Source organism: Afipia dichlorophenoxyacetatis (genome assembly GCF_055386385.1).
The window spans coordinates 3,942,336-3,957,565 of the sequence record NZ_AP029250.1; the positions used below are offsets into that span (position 1 = coordinate 3,942,336).

At 55.1% G+C, this 15,230-nt stretch carries 17 protein-coding genes and 1 tRNA gene; 6 read left to right on the forward strand and 12 right to left on the reverse strand.

Annotated features, from left to right (window positions below; translation table 11 throughout):
* Nucleotides 1-3: 3 nt before the first annotated feature.
* Nucleotides 4-705 (forward strand): DUF1223 domain-containing protein, encoded by a 702-nt coding sequence (locus ACZ5C3_RS18490; RefSeq protein ID WP_464031950.1) that lies wholly within the window; start codon nt 4-6, stop codon nt 703-705.
* A 42-nt stretch (nt 706-747) separates the two neighbouring features.
* Here ACZ5C3_RS18490 and ACZ5C3_RS18495 read toward each other — a convergent pair whose 3' ends face one another.
* Entirely contained in the window at nt 748-1,641 is an 894-nt protein-coding gene (locus ACZ5C3_RS18495) for a LysR substrate-binding domain-containing protein (protein ID WP_464031952.1), read from the reverse strand.
* 207 nt (nt 1,642-1,848) lie between these two features.
* Here ACZ5C3_RS18495 and ACZ5C3_RS18500 point away from each other — a divergent pair, with 207 nt between their 5' ends.
* The 3 genes from ACZ5C3_RS18500 to ACZ5C3_RS18510 are packed head-to-tail and all read left to right on the forward strand — an operon-like array spanning nt 1,849 to nt 4,457.
* Entirely contained in the window at nt 1,849-2,163 is a 315-nt protein-coding gene (locus tag ACZ5C3_RS18500) for a DUF485 domain-containing protein (RefSeq protein ID WP_464031954.1), read from the forward strand.
* Entirely contained in the window at nt 2,160-3,683 is a 1,524-nt protein-coding gene (locus tag ACZ5C3_RS18505) for a solute symporter family protein (RefSeq protein WP_464031955.1), read from the forward strand. Before ACZ5C3_RS18500 ends, ACZ5C3_RS18505 begins: the two co-directional genes overlap by 4 nt.
* Nucleotides 3,684-3,713: 30 nt before the next feature.
* Nucleotides 3,714-4,457, forward strand: a complete 744-nt coding sequence (locus ACZ5C3_RS18510; protein WP_464031957.1) for a haloacid dehalogenase type II — start codon at nt 3,714-3,716, stop codon at nt 4,455-4,457.
* Between the two features lie 57 nt (nt 4,458-4,514).
* Here ACZ5C3_RS18510 and ACZ5C3_RS18515 read toward each other — a convergent pair whose 3' ends face one another.
* The 5 genes from ACZ5C3_RS18515 to ACZ5C3_RS18535 form a co-directional block, all read right to left on the reverse strand.
* Nucleotides 4,515-4,751 carry a DUF2798 domain-containing protein gene (locus ACZ5C3_RS18515; protein ID WP_464031959.1) on the reverse strand — a complete coding sequence of 79 codons (237 nt, stop codon included), beginning with the start codon at nt 4,749-4,751 and terminating at the stop codon, nt 4,515-4,517.
* Nucleotides 4,752-4,763: 12 nt separating this feature from the next.
* Complete coding sequence (locus ACZ5C3_RS18520) at nt 4,764-5,843, reverse strand: Rossmann-fold NAD(P)-binding domain-containing protein (RefSeq protein ID WP_464031960.1); 1,080 nt, start codon at nt 5,841-5,843, stop codon at nt 4,764-4,766.
* A gap of 42 nt (nt 5,844-5,885) precedes the next feature.
* Nucleotides 5,886-7,205, reverse strand: coding sequence for an MFS transporter (locus tag ACZ5C3_RS18525; RefSeq protein ID WP_464031962.1), 1,320 nt, complete (start codon nt 7,203-7,205; stop codon nt 5,886-5,888).
* 64 nt (nt 7,206-7,269) lie between these two features.
* The gene (locus tag ACZ5C3_RS18530) at nt 7,270-8,472 is read right to left on the reverse strand and encodes a pyridoxal-phosphate-dependent aminotransferase family protein (protein WP_464031964.1); all 1,203 of its coding nucleotides are present in this window, start codon (nt 8,470-8,472) and stop codon (nt 7,270-7,272) included.
* A 44-nt stretch (nt 8,473-8,516) separates the two neighbouring features.
* Nucleotides 8,517-9,212, reverse strand: coding sequence for a glutathione S-transferase family protein (locus ACZ5C3_RS18535; RefSeq protein ID WP_464031966.1), 696 nt, complete (start codon nt 9,210-9,212; stop codon nt 8,517-8,519).
* Between the two features lie 95 nt (nt 9,213-9,307).
* On the opposite strand from ACZ5C3_RS18535, the gene ACZ5C3_RS18540 reads away from it, so the two are divergent.
* Entirely contained in the window at nt 9,308-10,243 is a 936-nt protein-coding gene (locus ACZ5C3_RS18540) for a LysR family transcriptional regulator (RefSeq protein ID WP_464031967.1), read from the forward strand.
* 202 nt (nt 10,244-10,445) lie between these two features.
* Here ACZ5C3_RS18540 and ACZ5C3_RS18545 read toward each other — a convergent pair whose 3' ends face one another.
* From ACZ5C3_RS18545 to ACZ5C3_RS18565, 5 genes are all read right to left on the reverse strand, one after another.
* A complete protein-coding gene (locus tag ACZ5C3_RS18545) occupies nt 10,446-11,066 on the reverse strand; it encodes a glutathione S-transferase family protein (protein ID WP_464031969.1) in 621 nt (206 codons plus the stop codon).
* Nucleotides 11,067-11,108: 42 nt separating this feature from the next.
* A complete protein-coding gene (locus ACZ5C3_RS18550) occupies nt 11,109-11,423 on the reverse strand; it encodes a putative quinol monooxygenase (RefSeq protein WP_464031971.1) in 315 nt (104 codons plus the stop codon).
* A 61-nt stretch (nt 11,424-11,484) separates the two neighbouring features.
* Nucleotides 11,485-12,288, reverse strand: a complete 804-nt coding sequence (locus ACZ5C3_RS18555) for an SDR family NAD(P)-dependent oxidoreductase (protein WP_464044206.1) — start codon at nt 12,286-12,288, stop codon at nt 11,485-11,487.
* Nucleotides 12,289-12,334: 46 nt separating this feature from the next.
* On the reverse strand, nt 12,335-13,042 hold the full coding sequence (locus ACZ5C3_RS18560; RefSeq protein WP_464031973.1) for a glutathione S-transferase family protein: 708 nt from the start codon (nt 13,040-13,042) through the stop codon (nt 12,335-12,337).
* Between the two features lie 333 nt (nt 13,043-13,375).
* The gene (locus ACZ5C3_RS18565; protein ID WP_464044207.1) at nt 13,376-13,552 is read right to left on the reverse strand and encodes a hypothetical protein; all 177 of its coding nucleotides are present in this window, start codon (nt 13,550-13,552) and stop codon (nt 13,376-13,378) included.
* A gap of 193 nt (nt 13,553-13,745) precedes the next feature.
* Here ACZ5C3_RS18565 and ACZ5C3_RS18570 point away from each other — a divergent pair, with 193 nt between their 5' ends.
* The gene (locus tag ACZ5C3_RS18570) at nt 13,746-14,375 is read left to right on the forward strand and encodes a TetR/AcrR family transcriptional regulator (RefSeq protein ID WP_464031975.1); all 630 of its coding nucleotides are present in this window, start codon (nt 13,746-13,748) and stop codon (nt 14,373-14,375) included.
* Between the two features lie 479 nt (nt 14,376-14,854).
* Here ACZ5C3_RS18570 and ACZ5C3_RS18575 read toward each other — a convergent pair.
* Nucleotides 14,855-14,928, reverse strand: a tRNA-Gln gene (locus ACZ5C3_RS18575).
* Nucleotides 14,929-15,230: the final 302 nt, after the last annotated feature.

The following is a 15,230-nucleotide window of genomic DNA, read 5'->3' on the forward strand; positions in this document are numbered from 1 at the left end:
CCTATGTTAACGCGTTTCGCCATCGCATTGGGCATTGCTACGAGCCTTTTCCCGGCTGTTACCCAAGCATCTGATCGCCCGGTTGTCGTCGAGTTATTTACTTCTCAAGGATGCTCGTCCTGCCCCCCGGCGAACGCTTTCCTCAATGAATTGTCTAAGGATCGACAGGATCTGCTACCGTTGGCCTTTCATGTCACTTATTGGGACGGCCTGGGCTGGAAAGACCCGTTCTCACTACAGGCTGCAACCGATCGCCAAGGCCGATATGGCAGACGGTTTGGCGACGGATCGTACACACCCGAGATGGTGATCGATGGAGCGGTAGGCCTGGTTGGCTCATACCGTGGAGAGGTGAATTCTGCGATCGAAAAGGCGAAACTTGAGCAGCAGACATCCGCTGAAATTCACATTGAACGGAATGGCTCACGCCTTGCAGTAAAGATCGGCGCCGGCAAAGGTGAAGGAAATATCCTGCTGGTTGGGTTTGATCACCAACATACCACGGCTATTGGTCGAGGCGAAAACTCAGGCCGAACGTTGATGGAAGCCAACGTCGTCAGATCCCTGCGCGCGATCGGTCGCTGGTCCGGCAATGCTCTCACCCTGAATGAGCCATTTCCAGAAGGCCAAGACGTCGCAATTCTGCTTGAAGACGGATCGGGCCATATCGTCGGCGCATCTCGCCTTTCTGGCGGTCCAGCCTAAGGTGAGGCGCCTCTCGCCCAATTTGGCAGCAGATTCATCACATCAATTGGCTAGTGACCTTGCCGAGCCGTTTCCTGCGACCGGCGTGTTCGCCAAGTTATCAGCAAGGTAAGTCGCGAGCTCACTCACCACGCGAGAGTTCGATCTACGCCCTTGAGTGTAAACCAGATCGACCGCCGGCAAATCTGGCAGCATCGCCGAAAGACTGACAACGCGAAGAGGTGGCGCCACCAAGACGCGGGCCAGAACAGTTACCCCCATGCTTTCGAGCGCAGCTGCCCGAAGACATTCAAAGCTTGGGCTAACGAAGCTCAGATGCCATGATCGATTACGCGCTTTCAGGGCAGCGATCGCGCAACGACGATAGGCGCATCCTTCTGGAAACAAAATCAGCGGAAGCGATTCCGCAGAATTCGGAGAGAAGTTCGGCCCGGTCACCCAAACAAGTTGTTCGCTCAGCGCTACATTCCCGACGTTTGCGCCCATCTCCTGCTTGAAGAAAGCCAAGTCAAACTCGCCTCTCGCACTACGAACGGCCAGACTTTCGGATTGATTGGCTTCGACCTCAAAACCGACCATTGGGTGTTCGCTTTTAAAACGCGCAAGCCACGAGGTGAAATTTCGTCCCAAAAAATCCAATGGGACACCCAGCTTCACAAATCCACTCAGGGCGTCATCCGACATTGACGCATAAGCTTCGTCGTTCAATTGCATCATGCGCCGCGCATACTGCAGTAACCGGTCACCTTCCGGTGTCAGCTCAATCACGCGCCCCTTGCGCCGCGACAGCAACTCTTTCCCGATTTGAATCTCGAGCTTTGCAATCTGCTGGCTGATGGTCGATTGAGAGCGCCCCACGCTTTCCGCCGCTCTCGAGAAACTCATCGTCTCAGCCACAACGACGAAAGACCTGAGGCAATCGATATCAAAGTTCATCGCTCACCATTATGAGAAAAAGCAATATGGAGCATCATCATTACTTATTTTGGCGTCCCAATCCTAACGCGTAAATAGAGAAAGCCGTAGGACAAAACGGCGGGATTCATTTTTGAGTATCGCTGCAACGCAAGATTAACTGCCCCCCGCCGATGGCCACAGCGGCCTCAAAGGGAAGGAACGCAGAACAATCCTCTGGAGGAACTAATGGAAAGCGACGCGCGGTCGTTCGATGCCGCTCACTCCTCAATAAAAGCTCTCGTCGCCGTGAAGCTTAAATCTCTTATTCCGATGACGATCATCTTTGTAGTCGGGTACATCGGACTGACGATCCTGGCCGGATTTGGAAAGCATTGGGCAGGCCTCAAGGTCCTCGGTTCCATCAACCTGGGATTTGCGCTCATCGCATTCAACTACGTGTTGTCGTGGGTTCTGGCGATTGTGTATGAGCGCATCGCCAACAACGTCTTTGATCCTCTGGCCGAGAAGGCCATACACGAGCTCAAGGAGACATCGCGATGAACCTTACGCTCATTATTTTCTCGGCCATTTTAATTATTACTCTGGCTATTACCTATTGGGCCGCGAAACGTACAAGCACGACCGCGGACTTTTACGCAGCCGACGGACGATTGACCGCCGCTCAGAACGGCTTCGCCCTTGCCGGCGATTGGTGCAGCGCCGCCGCCTTCCTCGGATTTACTGGACTAACAGCTCTCTACGGCATGGACGGGGCTTTCTACGCCCTCGGGCCACTGGTTGCTTTCTGCACGGTCCTACTTCTCATCGCCGAGCCGCTTCGAAATGCCGGACGGTACACGCTGGGAGATATCATTCGAACTCGGATGCAGTCGCGAACATCGCTCCTCGCGGCTATTGCAGGTACCGTGGTGGTAAATTTCGCTTACCTCATGCCGCAGATGGCAGGGGCCGGTGTTCTAGTCAGACTGTTGACCGGTATCTCTTACGATTGGGCTGTAATCTTTGTCGGCGTGGCGATGATTGTTTACGTCGCATTTGGCGGGATGCTGGCGACAACCTGGGTGCAGATCGTCAAAGCCGTTCTGATGCTCGGCGCAGGCGCATTGATCCTCGTCCTGTCGCTGGCATTGGTGAAATTCAATCCGGTGACCTTGTTCGATATGGCGGAAGCAAAGAACGGACCGGGCTACCTGCTTCCTGGGAACTACCTCAAGAATCCGTTCGATCAGATCTCGCTAGGTCTCGGCTATACCCTTGGATTGTCCGGGCTTCCCCACGTCATGACGCGATTTTACACCGTGCCTGACGCCCGCACTGCCAGACGATCCGTTCTATGGGTCATGTTCCTCGCGGGCGTCTTCTTTGCGGCAACGACGATCTTTGGAATCACCGCATCTGCCTTCATCGGCAAGGATGTCCTCCTCGCTGCCGACAAGGGCGGCAACCTGACGCTTCCCCTGCTTGCGGAATACCTCGGCGGAGGCAAGGGAAGTTTTGGCGGGGAGTTACTGCTGGGATTTGTTGCTGCTGTTGCCGTCGCGACGATCCTTGCAGTTGTTTCGGCGCTGACATTGTCGACATCGAGCACGATCGCCCATGATTTCTATGTGAACTGGATGAAGGGCGGCGAGGTCGACAGCAAGCGAGAGGTTATAATCGCGAGGGTGGCATCGGTTATCATCGGCGTTCTCGCCGTAACGCTTGGTATCCTGGCACAAGGCGTGAACGTCGCTGTGCTGGTCATCCTGGCGATATGCGTGGCGGCCAGCGCAAACTTCCCCGTGCTCATCCTATCGTTGTTCTGGAGGCGATTTAACACAGGCGGTGTCATTGGCGGGATGACTGTCGGCCTCGTATCGTCAGTTGTACTGGCCATGATTGGTCCCGCAATGCGAGGAGCGGACGCCTTGTGGCCGCTCGTGAACCCGACGATCGTGTCGATGCCGCTCGGCTTCCTCGGCGCAATTGTAGGCAGCCTGCTCTACGGAAGAGATGCCGATAACGAAGATCGGTTCGATAACTTTCTTATTCAAGTCCACACCGGCGTTGCGCCGAAATAGCCAACACTCCTACAACAAGAAGAGACAACCGTGACGATCAAAGCAGTCGTATTCGATGCATATGGGACGCTTTACGACGTTCAATCCGTCGAAAAGGTAACCAATGACGCATATCCCGGATATGGAGCCATCATCACTCAAATTTGGCGACTCAAGCAGCTCGAATATACGTGGCTCCGCACGCTAATGAAGCGTTACGAAGACTTCTCGCTCATCACCGAGCAGTCGTTAACGTATACCCTCCGATGCCTGGGTTTGAAGGAAGATCCGGCGATCCTTGCCCGTATCATGGATAAATACGTTCACCTCGACCTGTATCCCGATGCGGTCTCGGCGCTTGAAAAAATGCGTGAGCGCAAGCTGGCGATCTTGTCGAATGGGAGCACCGCGATGCTCAACGACTTGGTCAAAAACACAGGACTCGACAAAATTCTCACCGCTACGATCAGCATCGACTCGAAGCGAATGTTCAAGCCGAGTCCGGAGGCTTACACCCTGATTCAATCTCATTTGGGCGTAGCTCCGTCAGAGGTGCTTTTTGTCTCCTCGAATCCCTTCGACGTGTGCGGAGCAAAATCCTTCGGCCTCAGAGTTGCATGGATCGAACGCGTGACACCCGAAGCAATGGCCACCGCCTGCATCGATAACAGCACCGTTCCGCCACTTACAATGTTCAAGGCGCTGCGTACGCAGATGGATGAACTCGGTTTTCAACCCGATGTCCGGATCTCGTCATTATCAAATATTCCGCACGTGTTAGCTGAGCTAAGCTAGCTTCCCCTCCCATGACGGAGAGAGGCCGGGGCAACTTGCTGTCCCCGGCCTCTTTTATTACTGCCGATCCTCGGTGGTCATTGAATATGTCAGTCGCTGAATAACGGGGGCGGCAAAGAGAACGACCGGAACCATGACCGCCCACGACGTCAACCAGGCTTGAAGCCAGCGCGCCAGAAAGATGTCTTCAGAAAGGTAACCCAAACTACCTATTCCAGAGGCAACGCCCGATGTAATCCCCGACTGGATACTTCCATAGAGAAAATGGGCGTAGCGACGCGGTATCTTTAACATAGAACGTCTCACTCAAGCGGCAGCCGTCTTTGCCGCCCTTCTATTCATTTCAAGCCGGCGATCAACCAACGCAACAATCCTATCCAGCACTGGATGGCTCATCCCTTTTTGCTTGGCAGCCAATTGAATAAGCTTGTCGGCTCTTTCGATATTCGGTGCGCCGTTATTTAGCGCGCGAGCGGCGGATGCGGGGCGAGAGAGCCATTCGGCCGCGGCTGCATATTTCTCGAAGGGCACGAGCTCGTCTCGAGACGCGCCGAGCTTTACGCAAACGTCTACCACAAAATTATAGATCGAGCGTGATTCGTCTAGATTGGTGTGAACTGCCTCCTTTGCCGTGCACATGCCATCTTCCGTAACGCAGCGATAATTCCCTGCCATTAGCATCGCCCACTTGGCCAACGGAACGAAGATTGAGTCATAAAATCGCAATTTCACGGGAAGTTCGACCTCGCCCTCTGGTACTCCAAAGCGGACAGCATCGATATCTTTTTCCAGCTGCCGAAGGATACTGTTGCTCTCCTCGCTGTCGAACCGCGCCACCTTGAAGTTTGTTGGCAGAGTGACCTGCAGCACATTGACCTTCTCATCCGGCGGCCTCACTGCCTGTGGATCAGGACTACACAGAGTCAGCTTTCCCGGATCGAAATTATCCCATACCGCGGGTGCGGTGTACGCCGGTTTCAAAAGGTCGGCATCTAGACCTGGAATACGTCTCATGTACGGAAGCGGCGGCATGTTCATGATGGACATGCACGGGACGTTGGATCGGGCGATTGCATCGAGCAATTCCCGAACACCAGCGGAGCCATATTGCGGCTCCTGCATGGCTAACCCGATCAGATCATATTCGCTGGGATCAACGTCCGCAGCGCCGGCAGCAGACACTTCTCCCGGAAGCTTTCGTGAGTCGATCTCAACCTGATCTTTGCGACCCTTCACCGGCATCCGCACGCGAAATCCCTCCGCGTTGATGAGATCTGCCTCCGCTGGAAGACACACCAGCTTTACCGTGTGACCGCCGAATAATATTTTCGATGCGAGCAAGGAGCCATACGACGCGCCAAGAATAAGAATGTTGTATTTCGACATTGAGTACATTTCCTCGAAGTTTATTTATCTTGAGCACGCCGCTTATGCGTCATGCCGAGTACTTCTTACATGATCGATGACAAGAGGGATATCCGGACGTAGCAAGCTCACGGCAAGTGCGCCGCACAATAGGATTGCGACTCCCGTAGCGAACGGCACATTCCAACTGCCAGTGAGATCGATCAACCGCCCAAACACGACCGGCGATACGATTCCCGAGATGCCAACTCCCATAATGACGTAAGCACTCCCCAGACCTGCATACTCTTTCGAAATATCCATCGGGATCGCATACATCGGCGCGATGGTCAGCTCGAGAAAGAACATGGCGCCTGCGAGCAAAGGTACGACCAGCCGCAGGTCATCTAAAAACATCGTCGGCGTGATGAAAGCCGCAGCTCCCAGCAGTGACACCAAAATGACGCTGCAGCGAGCCAGTCTATTACGTCCAGTCAACGACAGAATGCGATCCGAGACGACGCCGCCGACCGTATTTCCGATCAAGCCAGCAAAGAACAACGCACTGGTCAGCATCGCGGAACTGCTCAGATTGGTGCCATGCTGATTGACGAAATAGAGCGGGAGCCATGAGACGAACACCCAGTAGGTCCAGCCGTAGGCAAACATCACGATTGTTACGGGAAACATCCGCTTCGTGATAATCCAAAGCGGCGTTTTCGCGCTCCGGCTTGGCAGAGAAATGCTCAATCCTTCCAGCCTTTTTGGATCGAGCATCGGATGCGTCCGCGGATCGTCGCGAAATAGCGCCCACCATAGAGCGGACCAGACAATTGCCGCAACGCCGCAAATCATAAACGAGACTTGCCAGTCGCCCCACGCGATCAATGCTGCGACGACCGGCGGCGCGAGCGCCGCTCCTAAGCGGGACGCACTGTGTGTGATGCCCTGAATGTAACCGAAGCGCTCAGGCGGATACCAATTGCGCATTGCCTGTGTCGCAGCTGGGAATGCGGGTCCCTCGCCCAAACCAACAGCGAGTCGCGCGATGAAAAGAGAGATAAGGCCTCCTGCGAGACCGGTCGCGATCGTCCCCAATCCAACAACGACAACGCAAACGACCAATGTGGATCGCGCGCCGAACTTCCTTGCTCCCCACCCTCCGAGGAGCACAGACGCCAAATAAGCCCAGGAAAACCCGCTGAAGACGAGACCCATCTCTGTATTCGTGAGGGCAAAATGAGATTTGACGGAAGTAGCCGCAGCGGAAATATTCACGCGATCAAGATACATGATGGCGAACAAGACACAGAGCAGCGTCGTAACAAGGGTATGCGCGCCGATGAACGAGCGCGACGACGACACTCTTCGTGGCGCCTCTTCCGTTTCTTGGATAACAACCATTGTTTCTCTCCCATGGCGTCGTCGATTTTTCCGACTTATCGCCTCTAGTTGTTTGCTCGCTCTCCTACTCCGCCGCTTGCACAACCCGGCCAATCGGCGGGGAATTACCGGACAAAACCTCGATCGCCGCGTTCACTCCGCCTGTGCGATAAGGTATCCCCCTCGCCTTCAGGCCGATCTCAACGCTTGAAAGGGTGCCGAGGACAGATGCCGTGCTGAAATCACCCAGGTGCCCGATGCGAAATACACGGTCAGCCAGAGGGCCAAGACCGTTTCCCAGGGACATATTCGTTCGTTGCAGGATTTCACTGCGGAGTTCGTCGGCCGAATGTCCATCAGGCAGCCGAACAGCAGTCAACGACGAGGAATATTCCGACTCATTGCGGCATTGAATTTCAAATCCCCAATGCTCGACCGCCCGACGCGTGGCGAGCGCTGCCCGATCGTGTCGCGCAAAAACCTGATCGAGCCCCTCTTCCTCGATCAAATCGAGAGCAACCTTCAAGCCTTGCAACAGGTTGGTCGAGGGCGTGTACGGAAAATATCCTTTTTCGTTCGCAGAGAGCATCTCATCCCAGCCGAGAAAGCTGCGCCGTAACTTAGCTTGCCGCGAGGCCGCGATCGCCTTTTGAGAGATAGCATTGAACGCGAGTCCGGGCGGAAGCATTAGTCCCTTCTGCGAACCCCCTACGGTCACGTCGACGCCCCACTCATCATGCCGATAGTCGATGGAGCCGAGAGATGAGATTGTGTCGACCAGCAATAGTGCCGGATGTCCTGCGTTATCAATGGCCCGTCGAACGGCTGCTATATTGGACGTAACGCCGGTGGACGTCTCGTTGTGAACGACTGCCACCGCCTTGATGGCATGCCCGGTGTCTGCGCGAAGCGCCTCTTCGATTGCGTCAGCCTTCACACCAGAGCGCCAATCGCCTCTGATGACGTCCGAACGAAGATCCAGCGCCTTCGTCATGGAGTTCCAGAGCGTAGAGAACCAACCCGTCTCAAACATGAGTACGCGGTCCCCCGGCGACAACGTGTTTACGAGCGCCGCCTCCCACGCCCCTGTGCCGGAACATGGATAGATGATCACCGGATTCTCTGTCTTGAAGACAGTCCGAATGCGTTGCAATACATTCAAACCGAGCTTCCCGAACTCGGGCCCTCTATGATCGATAGTTGGCTTGGCGATTGCCGCAAGTATTGGGAGCGGTGTGTTTGTCGGACCGGGTATCTGAAGGAAATGACGTCCGGGCGTATAAGTCATCCTAAGCTCCGTTCAGTTGTCATAAGAAAAGCGCGGCGTGCCAATCACGGCAAACCATTGCGACCATGCTTTCGAAAGGCCGGACGTTCGGTCATCAGTTCGTAATAAGCGGATACCGCGGGGTAGTCCGGCCTTATGAGCCCCGGATGCGTGAGACAGAACCATCGGTTCACCACTAAGCCGACCGGAATATCAGCAATCGTGAACCGGTTCCCCATCACGTAGGGTCCGTGATTTGTCAGGTGTTTATTCAAAAGGCCGATGACGTGAATGAGCTCTTTCTGGCCTTGCGCGACATACCAAGGATGATCGTACGGCGCTTCTTTTAGTTGGCCGCCGAGAAACGCCCCGCGCAAGGCATGCGTGACGTCGTAGGCTACCCAATCCATCCACTCTTCGATGGCCTGCCGTCCTACCGGATCGTCGGGATAGAGATCGACCGCATTAAACTTGGCGGCGAGATAGCGGACGATTGTGTTGGACTCGCGCATCACGCGCCCGCCGTCGACCACGACAGGTACCTGCCCTGTTAGATTCAACCTGAGAAACTCTGGGGTATTCGTTGGAGCGAAGCCGCGGCCATAATCCTCGCGCGTAAATGGAATACCAATTTCGTCGCAGACCCAGAGAACCTTGCGCACGTTGAAAGAATTTGACCGCCCAAGAATTCTGATCGGGCCACTGCTGCTTTTGGAACCGCCAGCCGTATCTGCCGCGCTGGGAGTCAGGATGTCCGTCATCACACACTCGCTTATCCGTTTTGAATAAGAGAATTGAAAACCTCCTCAATTCGGAAGTAAAATTGAAAGATCAGATGCTTTAATGAGTTTTAGAAATGAATATCGCTCTGCGTCAGTTACGCATTTTTCTCGCAGTTGCGAAGCACGGCTCGTTCAGTCGTGCGGCCGAAGAAATCGGCGTTTCCCAAAGCGCCATGAGCCTCGCCGTGCAGCAACTGGAAACGGAGCTGGGCGTGAAGCTCCTGGACCGCACGACACGGCAGGTGCGACTGACGATGGTTGGTCAGACGCTCGTCGCCAATAGCTCTCGCCTAATCGGAGAACTCGATGTCACTCTGAAAGAGCTTCGCGACATCGGTGAGCAACGCCGTGGCCGTGTTATCATGGCGTGCGTGCCATCAGTCGCTCGCGGCCTCATGCCGCGCTGCATAGACTACTGCGCCATGAAATGGCCAGAGGTGTCTTTTGCGATCGAAGATATTGCAGCCCGAGAAGTGGTCGCCAAGGTCCTCCGTGGCGATATCGAATTCGGTCTCTCAAGTGGCGAAATCGACACATCGGAGTTCGAGATTCAGAGGCTTCTTGAAGATCCGTTCGTTCTAGTTTGCCGTCGCAACGACGCTTTGACGCGTCGAAAGACTGTTTCCTGGCAACAACTCGTCGATCGTCGATTGATTATGCTCAACAACACTTCGGGGAGCCGCCAGCTGATTGTCGACACCATGGCGCGCCTTGGTATCAAGCCCGAGATCTTTCTTGAGCTTGCGCAACCAAGCTCTGTGGTTGGCATGATCGAGGCAGGACTGGGCGTTGCAGTAATACCGGAAATGGTCGCCCCTCATGCAACCCATCCTGGCGTCGTTACCTGCAAGCTCGTAAGGCCATCCGTAAGCCGGACAATTCTCTTGTTTCGCCGTTACGATAGATCGCTATCACCCGCCGCCACCGCTGTATGGGAATCACTTATCCATCTCTACGGCTCTCCTCGTCTTCGGAAGCGTGGATCAACCGCAAGATCCGCATCCGGATAAGCGTTGCAATTTACGGCGGCGGTCCCCGCCTCGACGCTTAAGAGGAATTTTTCTCAAGCCTTAGACAATCAAGCACTTCGTCCTACATCGTCGTTGCTGTCTCTAAACGACTTCGGGCTGCTGTTTAACCTCGTCCTCGCTCGCCTGACGCCACTGAGGGAGACTTGTGTCGACTGTCGTATCGCCTGACGCTCGAGCGGCGTTAACTAAGAGGCACCATCACCACCTTCCGAAAAGCCGACCGCTCCTTTATTCGCCCATACCAACGCTGCAGATGAAGAAGCTCTGGATGGGGGGTCTCCAGTTCGTACCAACGGTGAACAGCCACCGCGGCCGGAATATCGCCCATCGAAAACGAGTCGCCGGCGAGAAATGCCCGATTGGAAAGTCTGGCATCAAGTATCCGCACAGCGCGCAACGACAGCTCTTCAGCGCGGGCAATAACCACCGCATCGCGATTTTTCGGCTTGGTCCTGATCAGTTGGATGAAAAGCGGCCGTAACGCCGGCCAGAATACTGTGGCCTGCCAATCCATCCAGCGCTCCGCATCGAAACGCCTCTTCAATTCAGTCGGAAAGAGACGACCATCGCCCGCCTTATTCGCGAGATAGCGGACAATCACGTTCGATTCCCAAAGCTCAAAATCGCCGTCTTCGATTGTGGGGACGAGTCCATTGGGATTGAGTGCCCGATATGCTGAGGTGTGAGTCATTCCAAGTTCATTGCCGGCGTCAATGCGCTGGAATTCGAGGCCAAGTTCGACACAACACCAGAGTACTTTCTGGACGTTGATCGAATTTGCACGGCCCCAAATCTTCAGCATACTAATAAGTTCCTCGAAGACCGCCTCAGCTTCAGCGACGCGTTAACTGATAACCTGGCTAGGCAGCTTGTCCGCGAGTACCGATGGCTGGCGGATTTCAGGCGCGACCGAAAGAAGTTCGGCAGCGTGGGTCATCAGGCCCGCGGCGACGGCGCCATTCAAATGTGCGTTCCGCCCCGCCTCATCATCGAACGCATCAAAAATCGCGAACGTTGCTTTGTCAAAGCGTACGGCAAACCAGGTGACAGTACCAGCCTCTGCCGCGACAAGGTCACGCGCGTTCGTAAGAAAAGCCGCTACGTCTTCCTCGCGGCCAGGTTTGGCTTTCAACTCGACGTAAAGTGCAAAGCGTGTCACCGTCCCACTCCTTCTTCCCTCTAGCTCACTTCTCTGCCCTAGCGAACGGGCCATTCCGCATCTAAAGAGCTGAGTGGTCGCGAACCGCCTCCGCGAGCGCCGGCTTCAGATCGAGGAACCGCTTGTCGAGTGCTGCTGGATCGTCACGATTAAGGGCGATCATCTTGGCGCGCGTCTCCCCACCGCGGATAACCTCGAAGGCATTTTGCTCGATTGCCTCAATCGTTGCAGTTGCAACGGCGCTTGCGGGCTCACGTACAAAGCCAAGTTCAGGGCCTGCGCGCGACGAATGCATCATCGGAGTGTCGGTCGCTCCGGGATAAACCGTCATGACATGCACGCCCTCGCCCTTTAATTCTCGCCGCAACGATTCACCGAACTTTGCGAGCCCTGCCTTGACACCGGCATAGGTCGCGTAAAACGGGGCTGCAACAAGCGCGATACCGGACGTGACATTGACAATAAGGCTATCGCCGCTCTCACGAAGTGCGGGCAATGCGGCGCGCGCGAGCAGGATGGGCGCGACGAGGTCGACCTCAATCATGGTGCGGATCTCGTCCTCTGCCGTGTCTTCGAGACGCCCCGCCCGTACCCCTCCTGCATTATTGACGAGGACATCTAGGCCGCCGAGGAACTTGAGCGACGATGCAAGTGTCGCCTTGCGTCCCTCCTCTTTGCTCACGTCGGCAGCGGCGTACTCCACGCGCCCCCTTTTGCGCAATTGCTCCGTAGCGGCCTGCAAAACATCCGGCCGACGGCCGGTGATCACAACGCGTGCTCCTTTTTCCAACATCCCCTCGGCAATCGCGTATCCAATACCGCTCGAGCCGCCGGTGATCAGTACCCGCTTTCCTTGAAGATTCATGGTTGTCTCATGTCACATGTTTTTTGGGGGGGATAACGTCGCGTCTTTAGCGCGCAGCCTTGGGGTAGTTTGAAGGAAACAGCGCGCGTCGTGTTTCTTCATCCATTTCCTTCTTGAACGCGTGATCCGTCCCGACTGCTCTGGCTTTGGCAACAGCGGGCCGAGCATCAATGGCTTTGAACCAGCGTTCAAGATTCGGAAAAGCTGCGATCGCGGCAGCCTCACCAGGCAACACGCGAGGAGCACGGTCGAGCCACCCCCACGCCGAGATGTCAGCGACCGAAAACTTATCTCCGACGATGAATTCACGCCCCTTGAGATGAACGTCCAACACCTCATAATGACGCTCGACTTCCCGGCGGTAGCGATTGATCGCATAGCCCAGTTTTTCTGGAGCCGCGTGCTGGAAATGAACAGCCTGCCCCGAGAAAGGGCCGATACCCGTGGCTATAAAAAACAACCACGACAACAGCTCTCCCTTCTCGTTCGGCGAGCCAATGAGGCGCCCCGTCTTTTCGCCTAGATAAAGCAGGATCGCTCCTGAATCAAAAACCCGTATTTCGTTTCCTCCAGCTCCATCCGTATCGACGATCGCGGGCACCTTTCCGTTCGGATTGATGGCACGAAATTTCGGTTCGTGCTGCTCACCCTTACTGGTGTCGACAGGGATCACCTCATATTCGAGTCCAACTTCCTCAAGCATGAGCGCGACTTTGGCCGGGTTAGGTGTCGGATGAAAATAAAAACGAATCATTGGCTTCCTCTCTGGAGGCGATTGAATGGCAGCTGCCAAGCAAGAGGCCGATAGCAGTAGCGCCGGCACCAACTTGCCTGTCAGGCTGGCGCTCGTTCCGCATTATCATTCATTTTAGATCATGTGATCTAAAATGAATCAAGCGCGATCACGGCAGTCTTTCTCCTGCCGTTAGAGGAATCATTGTTATTCGTGCTCAGAAGAAAACAGAAACTATCCGCAGCGGGTTCAAAGCCGTATGTCGCGAAAGCGAAATGGCCCGCACTTGGTGACATTCAAGTCAGCGGCGCCGCCGGCACCCGATACAAACGTTTCCTGTTCGGAAGAGACGGATCAGGCCCGCATTTCGGGACCGGAATCCTCCTGCAAGAAGTGACGCTCAGTCACGAGGAGCGGACCTTCGGCATGGGGCAGCATTTTCTTGAACCTGTTCGAAAACGTCGCGATAAGCGTGGGAACTTTCGAACGAGAAAGCTCCTGTGCAAGCCAATGATCCAGCGGAAGGGACATGACTTTCCCCTTATCCCCATTTCCCGGGCAGATTCGACTGCAATTGCGGTCATTGTAGATCACGCGTTCTAAAATGAGCAGCCCTGCGGCGGCCAATTCCGGCAGCAACCAAGATTGTCAACCCACCGCACCGGGTGCTATGTAACAGGTTCAAGAGACTAGGTATTTATCAATGGGAAGAGGTTCAAAGTAGATGGCGAGGCCGCGTGAATTCGATGAGGCGGCTGTTTTAGATGCGGCCATCGAGCGATTTTGGCAACGCGGATATGAGGCGACTTCCGTGCGCGACCTCGCCGACGAAATGAACATTGCCGGCGCCAGTCTTTACAATGCCTTTGGCGACAAGCGCAGTTTATATGCCAGAGCGCTTAATCGGTATCTTGATCAAACCTTCCGTGAACGAATTCGGCGTATCGAACCGGCCATGCCCCCGCGGGAGGCTATCAGCAGTTTCCTTCAGGAAATCATCAAGCGCTCGCTGACCGACAAGCAGCGTCGCGGCTGCATGCTAGTGAATTCGGCGATAGAGAGCGCGCCCTTCGACCCAGATTTTCTGAGCATTGTAGCGACGTTTCTCAACGAGGTGGAGGCGTTTTTCTTTCGGTGTGTCTCTAAGGGCCAGAAAGATGGCAGCGTTACGCGCGATCATTCAGCCGAGGATCTTTCCAAATCGCTCCTTGGTATCCTCCTTGGCATCAGAGTACTCGCACGCGTCCGTCCAGATCGGAAATTACTCGAGGGCCTCGTCCGACCTATCCTTGGCTTGCTCGATGGAGAGGCCACCGCGCCGTCTCGCCGCACGCGCAAAAGTCGCTCTCACTAGAGGTAACGAGACCTCCTCTCCCGACTCTATCACCCCCAGATTTCGATCTATGGGAATCTGTTTCAGCCGCTAGAGTGAACGCTGTCAGTTACGCTCATATCCCTCTCCCGCGCGCCTCAAGCGAGCTTCACTTGCGCATCGGGCCAATCGCTGGCCAAGCATGCAAGGAGCTCGTCGGTTGTGAAAGATGCTGTGTGTGTGTCCCGACCGAACAAAAGCAGAGACACCACTGAGCCCTAACCGCGGACCTCGAGTCTCCATGTTTCAAATAGACGGTCTAATAAGTGGAGCGCCGAAAGAAAGAACTCCGTCAGACTGCGCCTAGGCTGCGGATTCGAACGCCCGATTGGCGATTCTTTGGACAATTCAGAAAATGCTGGTTGCTATGCTCCACGAATGTGGTCCAAGGCGGCCCTCACAGATCACTGTCTGCGGCAAAAAGCCTATTCAGATCAGGCTGTTGATTGGTTCGGAGTATGTGGCTGGGGAACCTGGATTCGAACCAAGATTAACGGAGTCAGAGTCCGCTGTTCTACCGTTGAACTATTCCCCAATCGATCGAGCGTCCCAAGGGAGCAAAGCCTTAGCTCAGCTCACCCGCTACCGGGAGCCGCAAATCAATCGTGGCGCACGATATAGAGTGCGCGCGAGCCGCGGTCTACCCCCACTTTTCATCGAAACCACATTCTTGCGGATCTATCTCCGCTGGGTTGACAGAGAAACAGATATCAACTTATTTTCTATTGTAAAAACAATTAGATAGGTAGATCTACGACGAATCGACTTGATGCTGGCTTTAAGAGATAGGTCCACGCGCCCCGCTCTCCCTTTGCCCCGCTCACCGGCCGTCCTGGC

Coding starts and splice junctions, on each gene's coding strand:
- ACZ5C3_RS18490 (WP_464031950.1), top strand. CDS start 4: ATGTTAACGCGTTTCGCCATCGCATTGGGCATTGCTACGAGCCTTTTC.
- ACZ5C3_RS18495 (WP_464031952.1), bottom strand. CDS start 1,641: ATGAACTTTGATATCGATTGCCTCAGGTCTTTCGTCGTTGTGGCTGAG.
- ACZ5C3_RS18500 (WP_464031954.1), top strand. CDS start 1,849: ATGGAAAGCGACGCGCGGTCGTTCGATGCCGCTCACTCCTCAATAAAA.
- ACZ5C3_RS18505 (WP_464031955.1), top strand. CDS start 2,160: ATGAACCTTACGCTCATTATTTTCTCGGCCATTTTAATTATTACTCTG.
- ACZ5C3_RS18515 (WP_464031959.1), bottom strand. CDS start 4,751: ATGTTAAAGATACCGCGTCGCTACGCCCATTTTCTCTATGGAAGTATC.
- ACZ5C3_RS18520 (WP_464031960.1), bottom strand. CDS start 5,843: ATGTCGAAATACAACATTCTTATTCTTGGCGCGTCGTATGGCTCCTTG.
- ACZ5C3_RS18525 (WP_464031962.1), bottom strand. CDS start 7,205: ATGGTTGTTATCCAAGAAACGGAAGAGGCGCCACGAAGAGTGTCGTCG.
- ACZ5C3_RS18530 (WP_464031964.1), bottom strand. CDS start 8,472: ATGACTTATACGCCCGGACGTCATTTCCTTCAGATACCCGGTCCGACA.
- ACZ5C3_RS18535 (WP_464031966.1), bottom strand. CDS start 9,212: ATGACGGACATCCTGACTCCCAGCGCGGCAGATACGGCTGGCGGTTCC.
- ACZ5C3_RS18540 (WP_464031967.1), top strand. CDS start 9,308: ATGAATATCGCTCTGCGTCAGTTACGCATTTTTCTCGCAGTTGCGAAG.
- ACZ5C3_RS18545 (WP_464031969.1), bottom strand. CDS start 11,066: ATGCTGAAGATTTGGGGCCGTGCAAATTCGATCAACGTCCAGAAAGTA.
- ACZ5C3_RS18555 (WP_464044206.1), bottom strand. CDS start 12,288: ATGAATCTTCAAGGAAAGCGGGTACTGATCACCGGCGGCTCGAGCGGT.
- ACZ5C3_RS18560 (WP_464031973.1), bottom strand. CDS start 13,042: ATGATTCGTTTTTATTTTCATCCGACACCTAACCCGGCCAAAGTCGCG.
- ACZ5C3_RS18565 (WP_464044207.1), bottom strand. CDS start 13,552: ATGTCCCTTCCGCTGGATCATTGGCTTGCACAGGAGCTTTCTCGTTCG.
- ACZ5C3_RS18570 (WP_464031975.1), top strand. CDS start 13,746: ATGGCGAGGCCGCGTGAATTCGATGAGGCGGCTGTTTTAGATGCGGCC.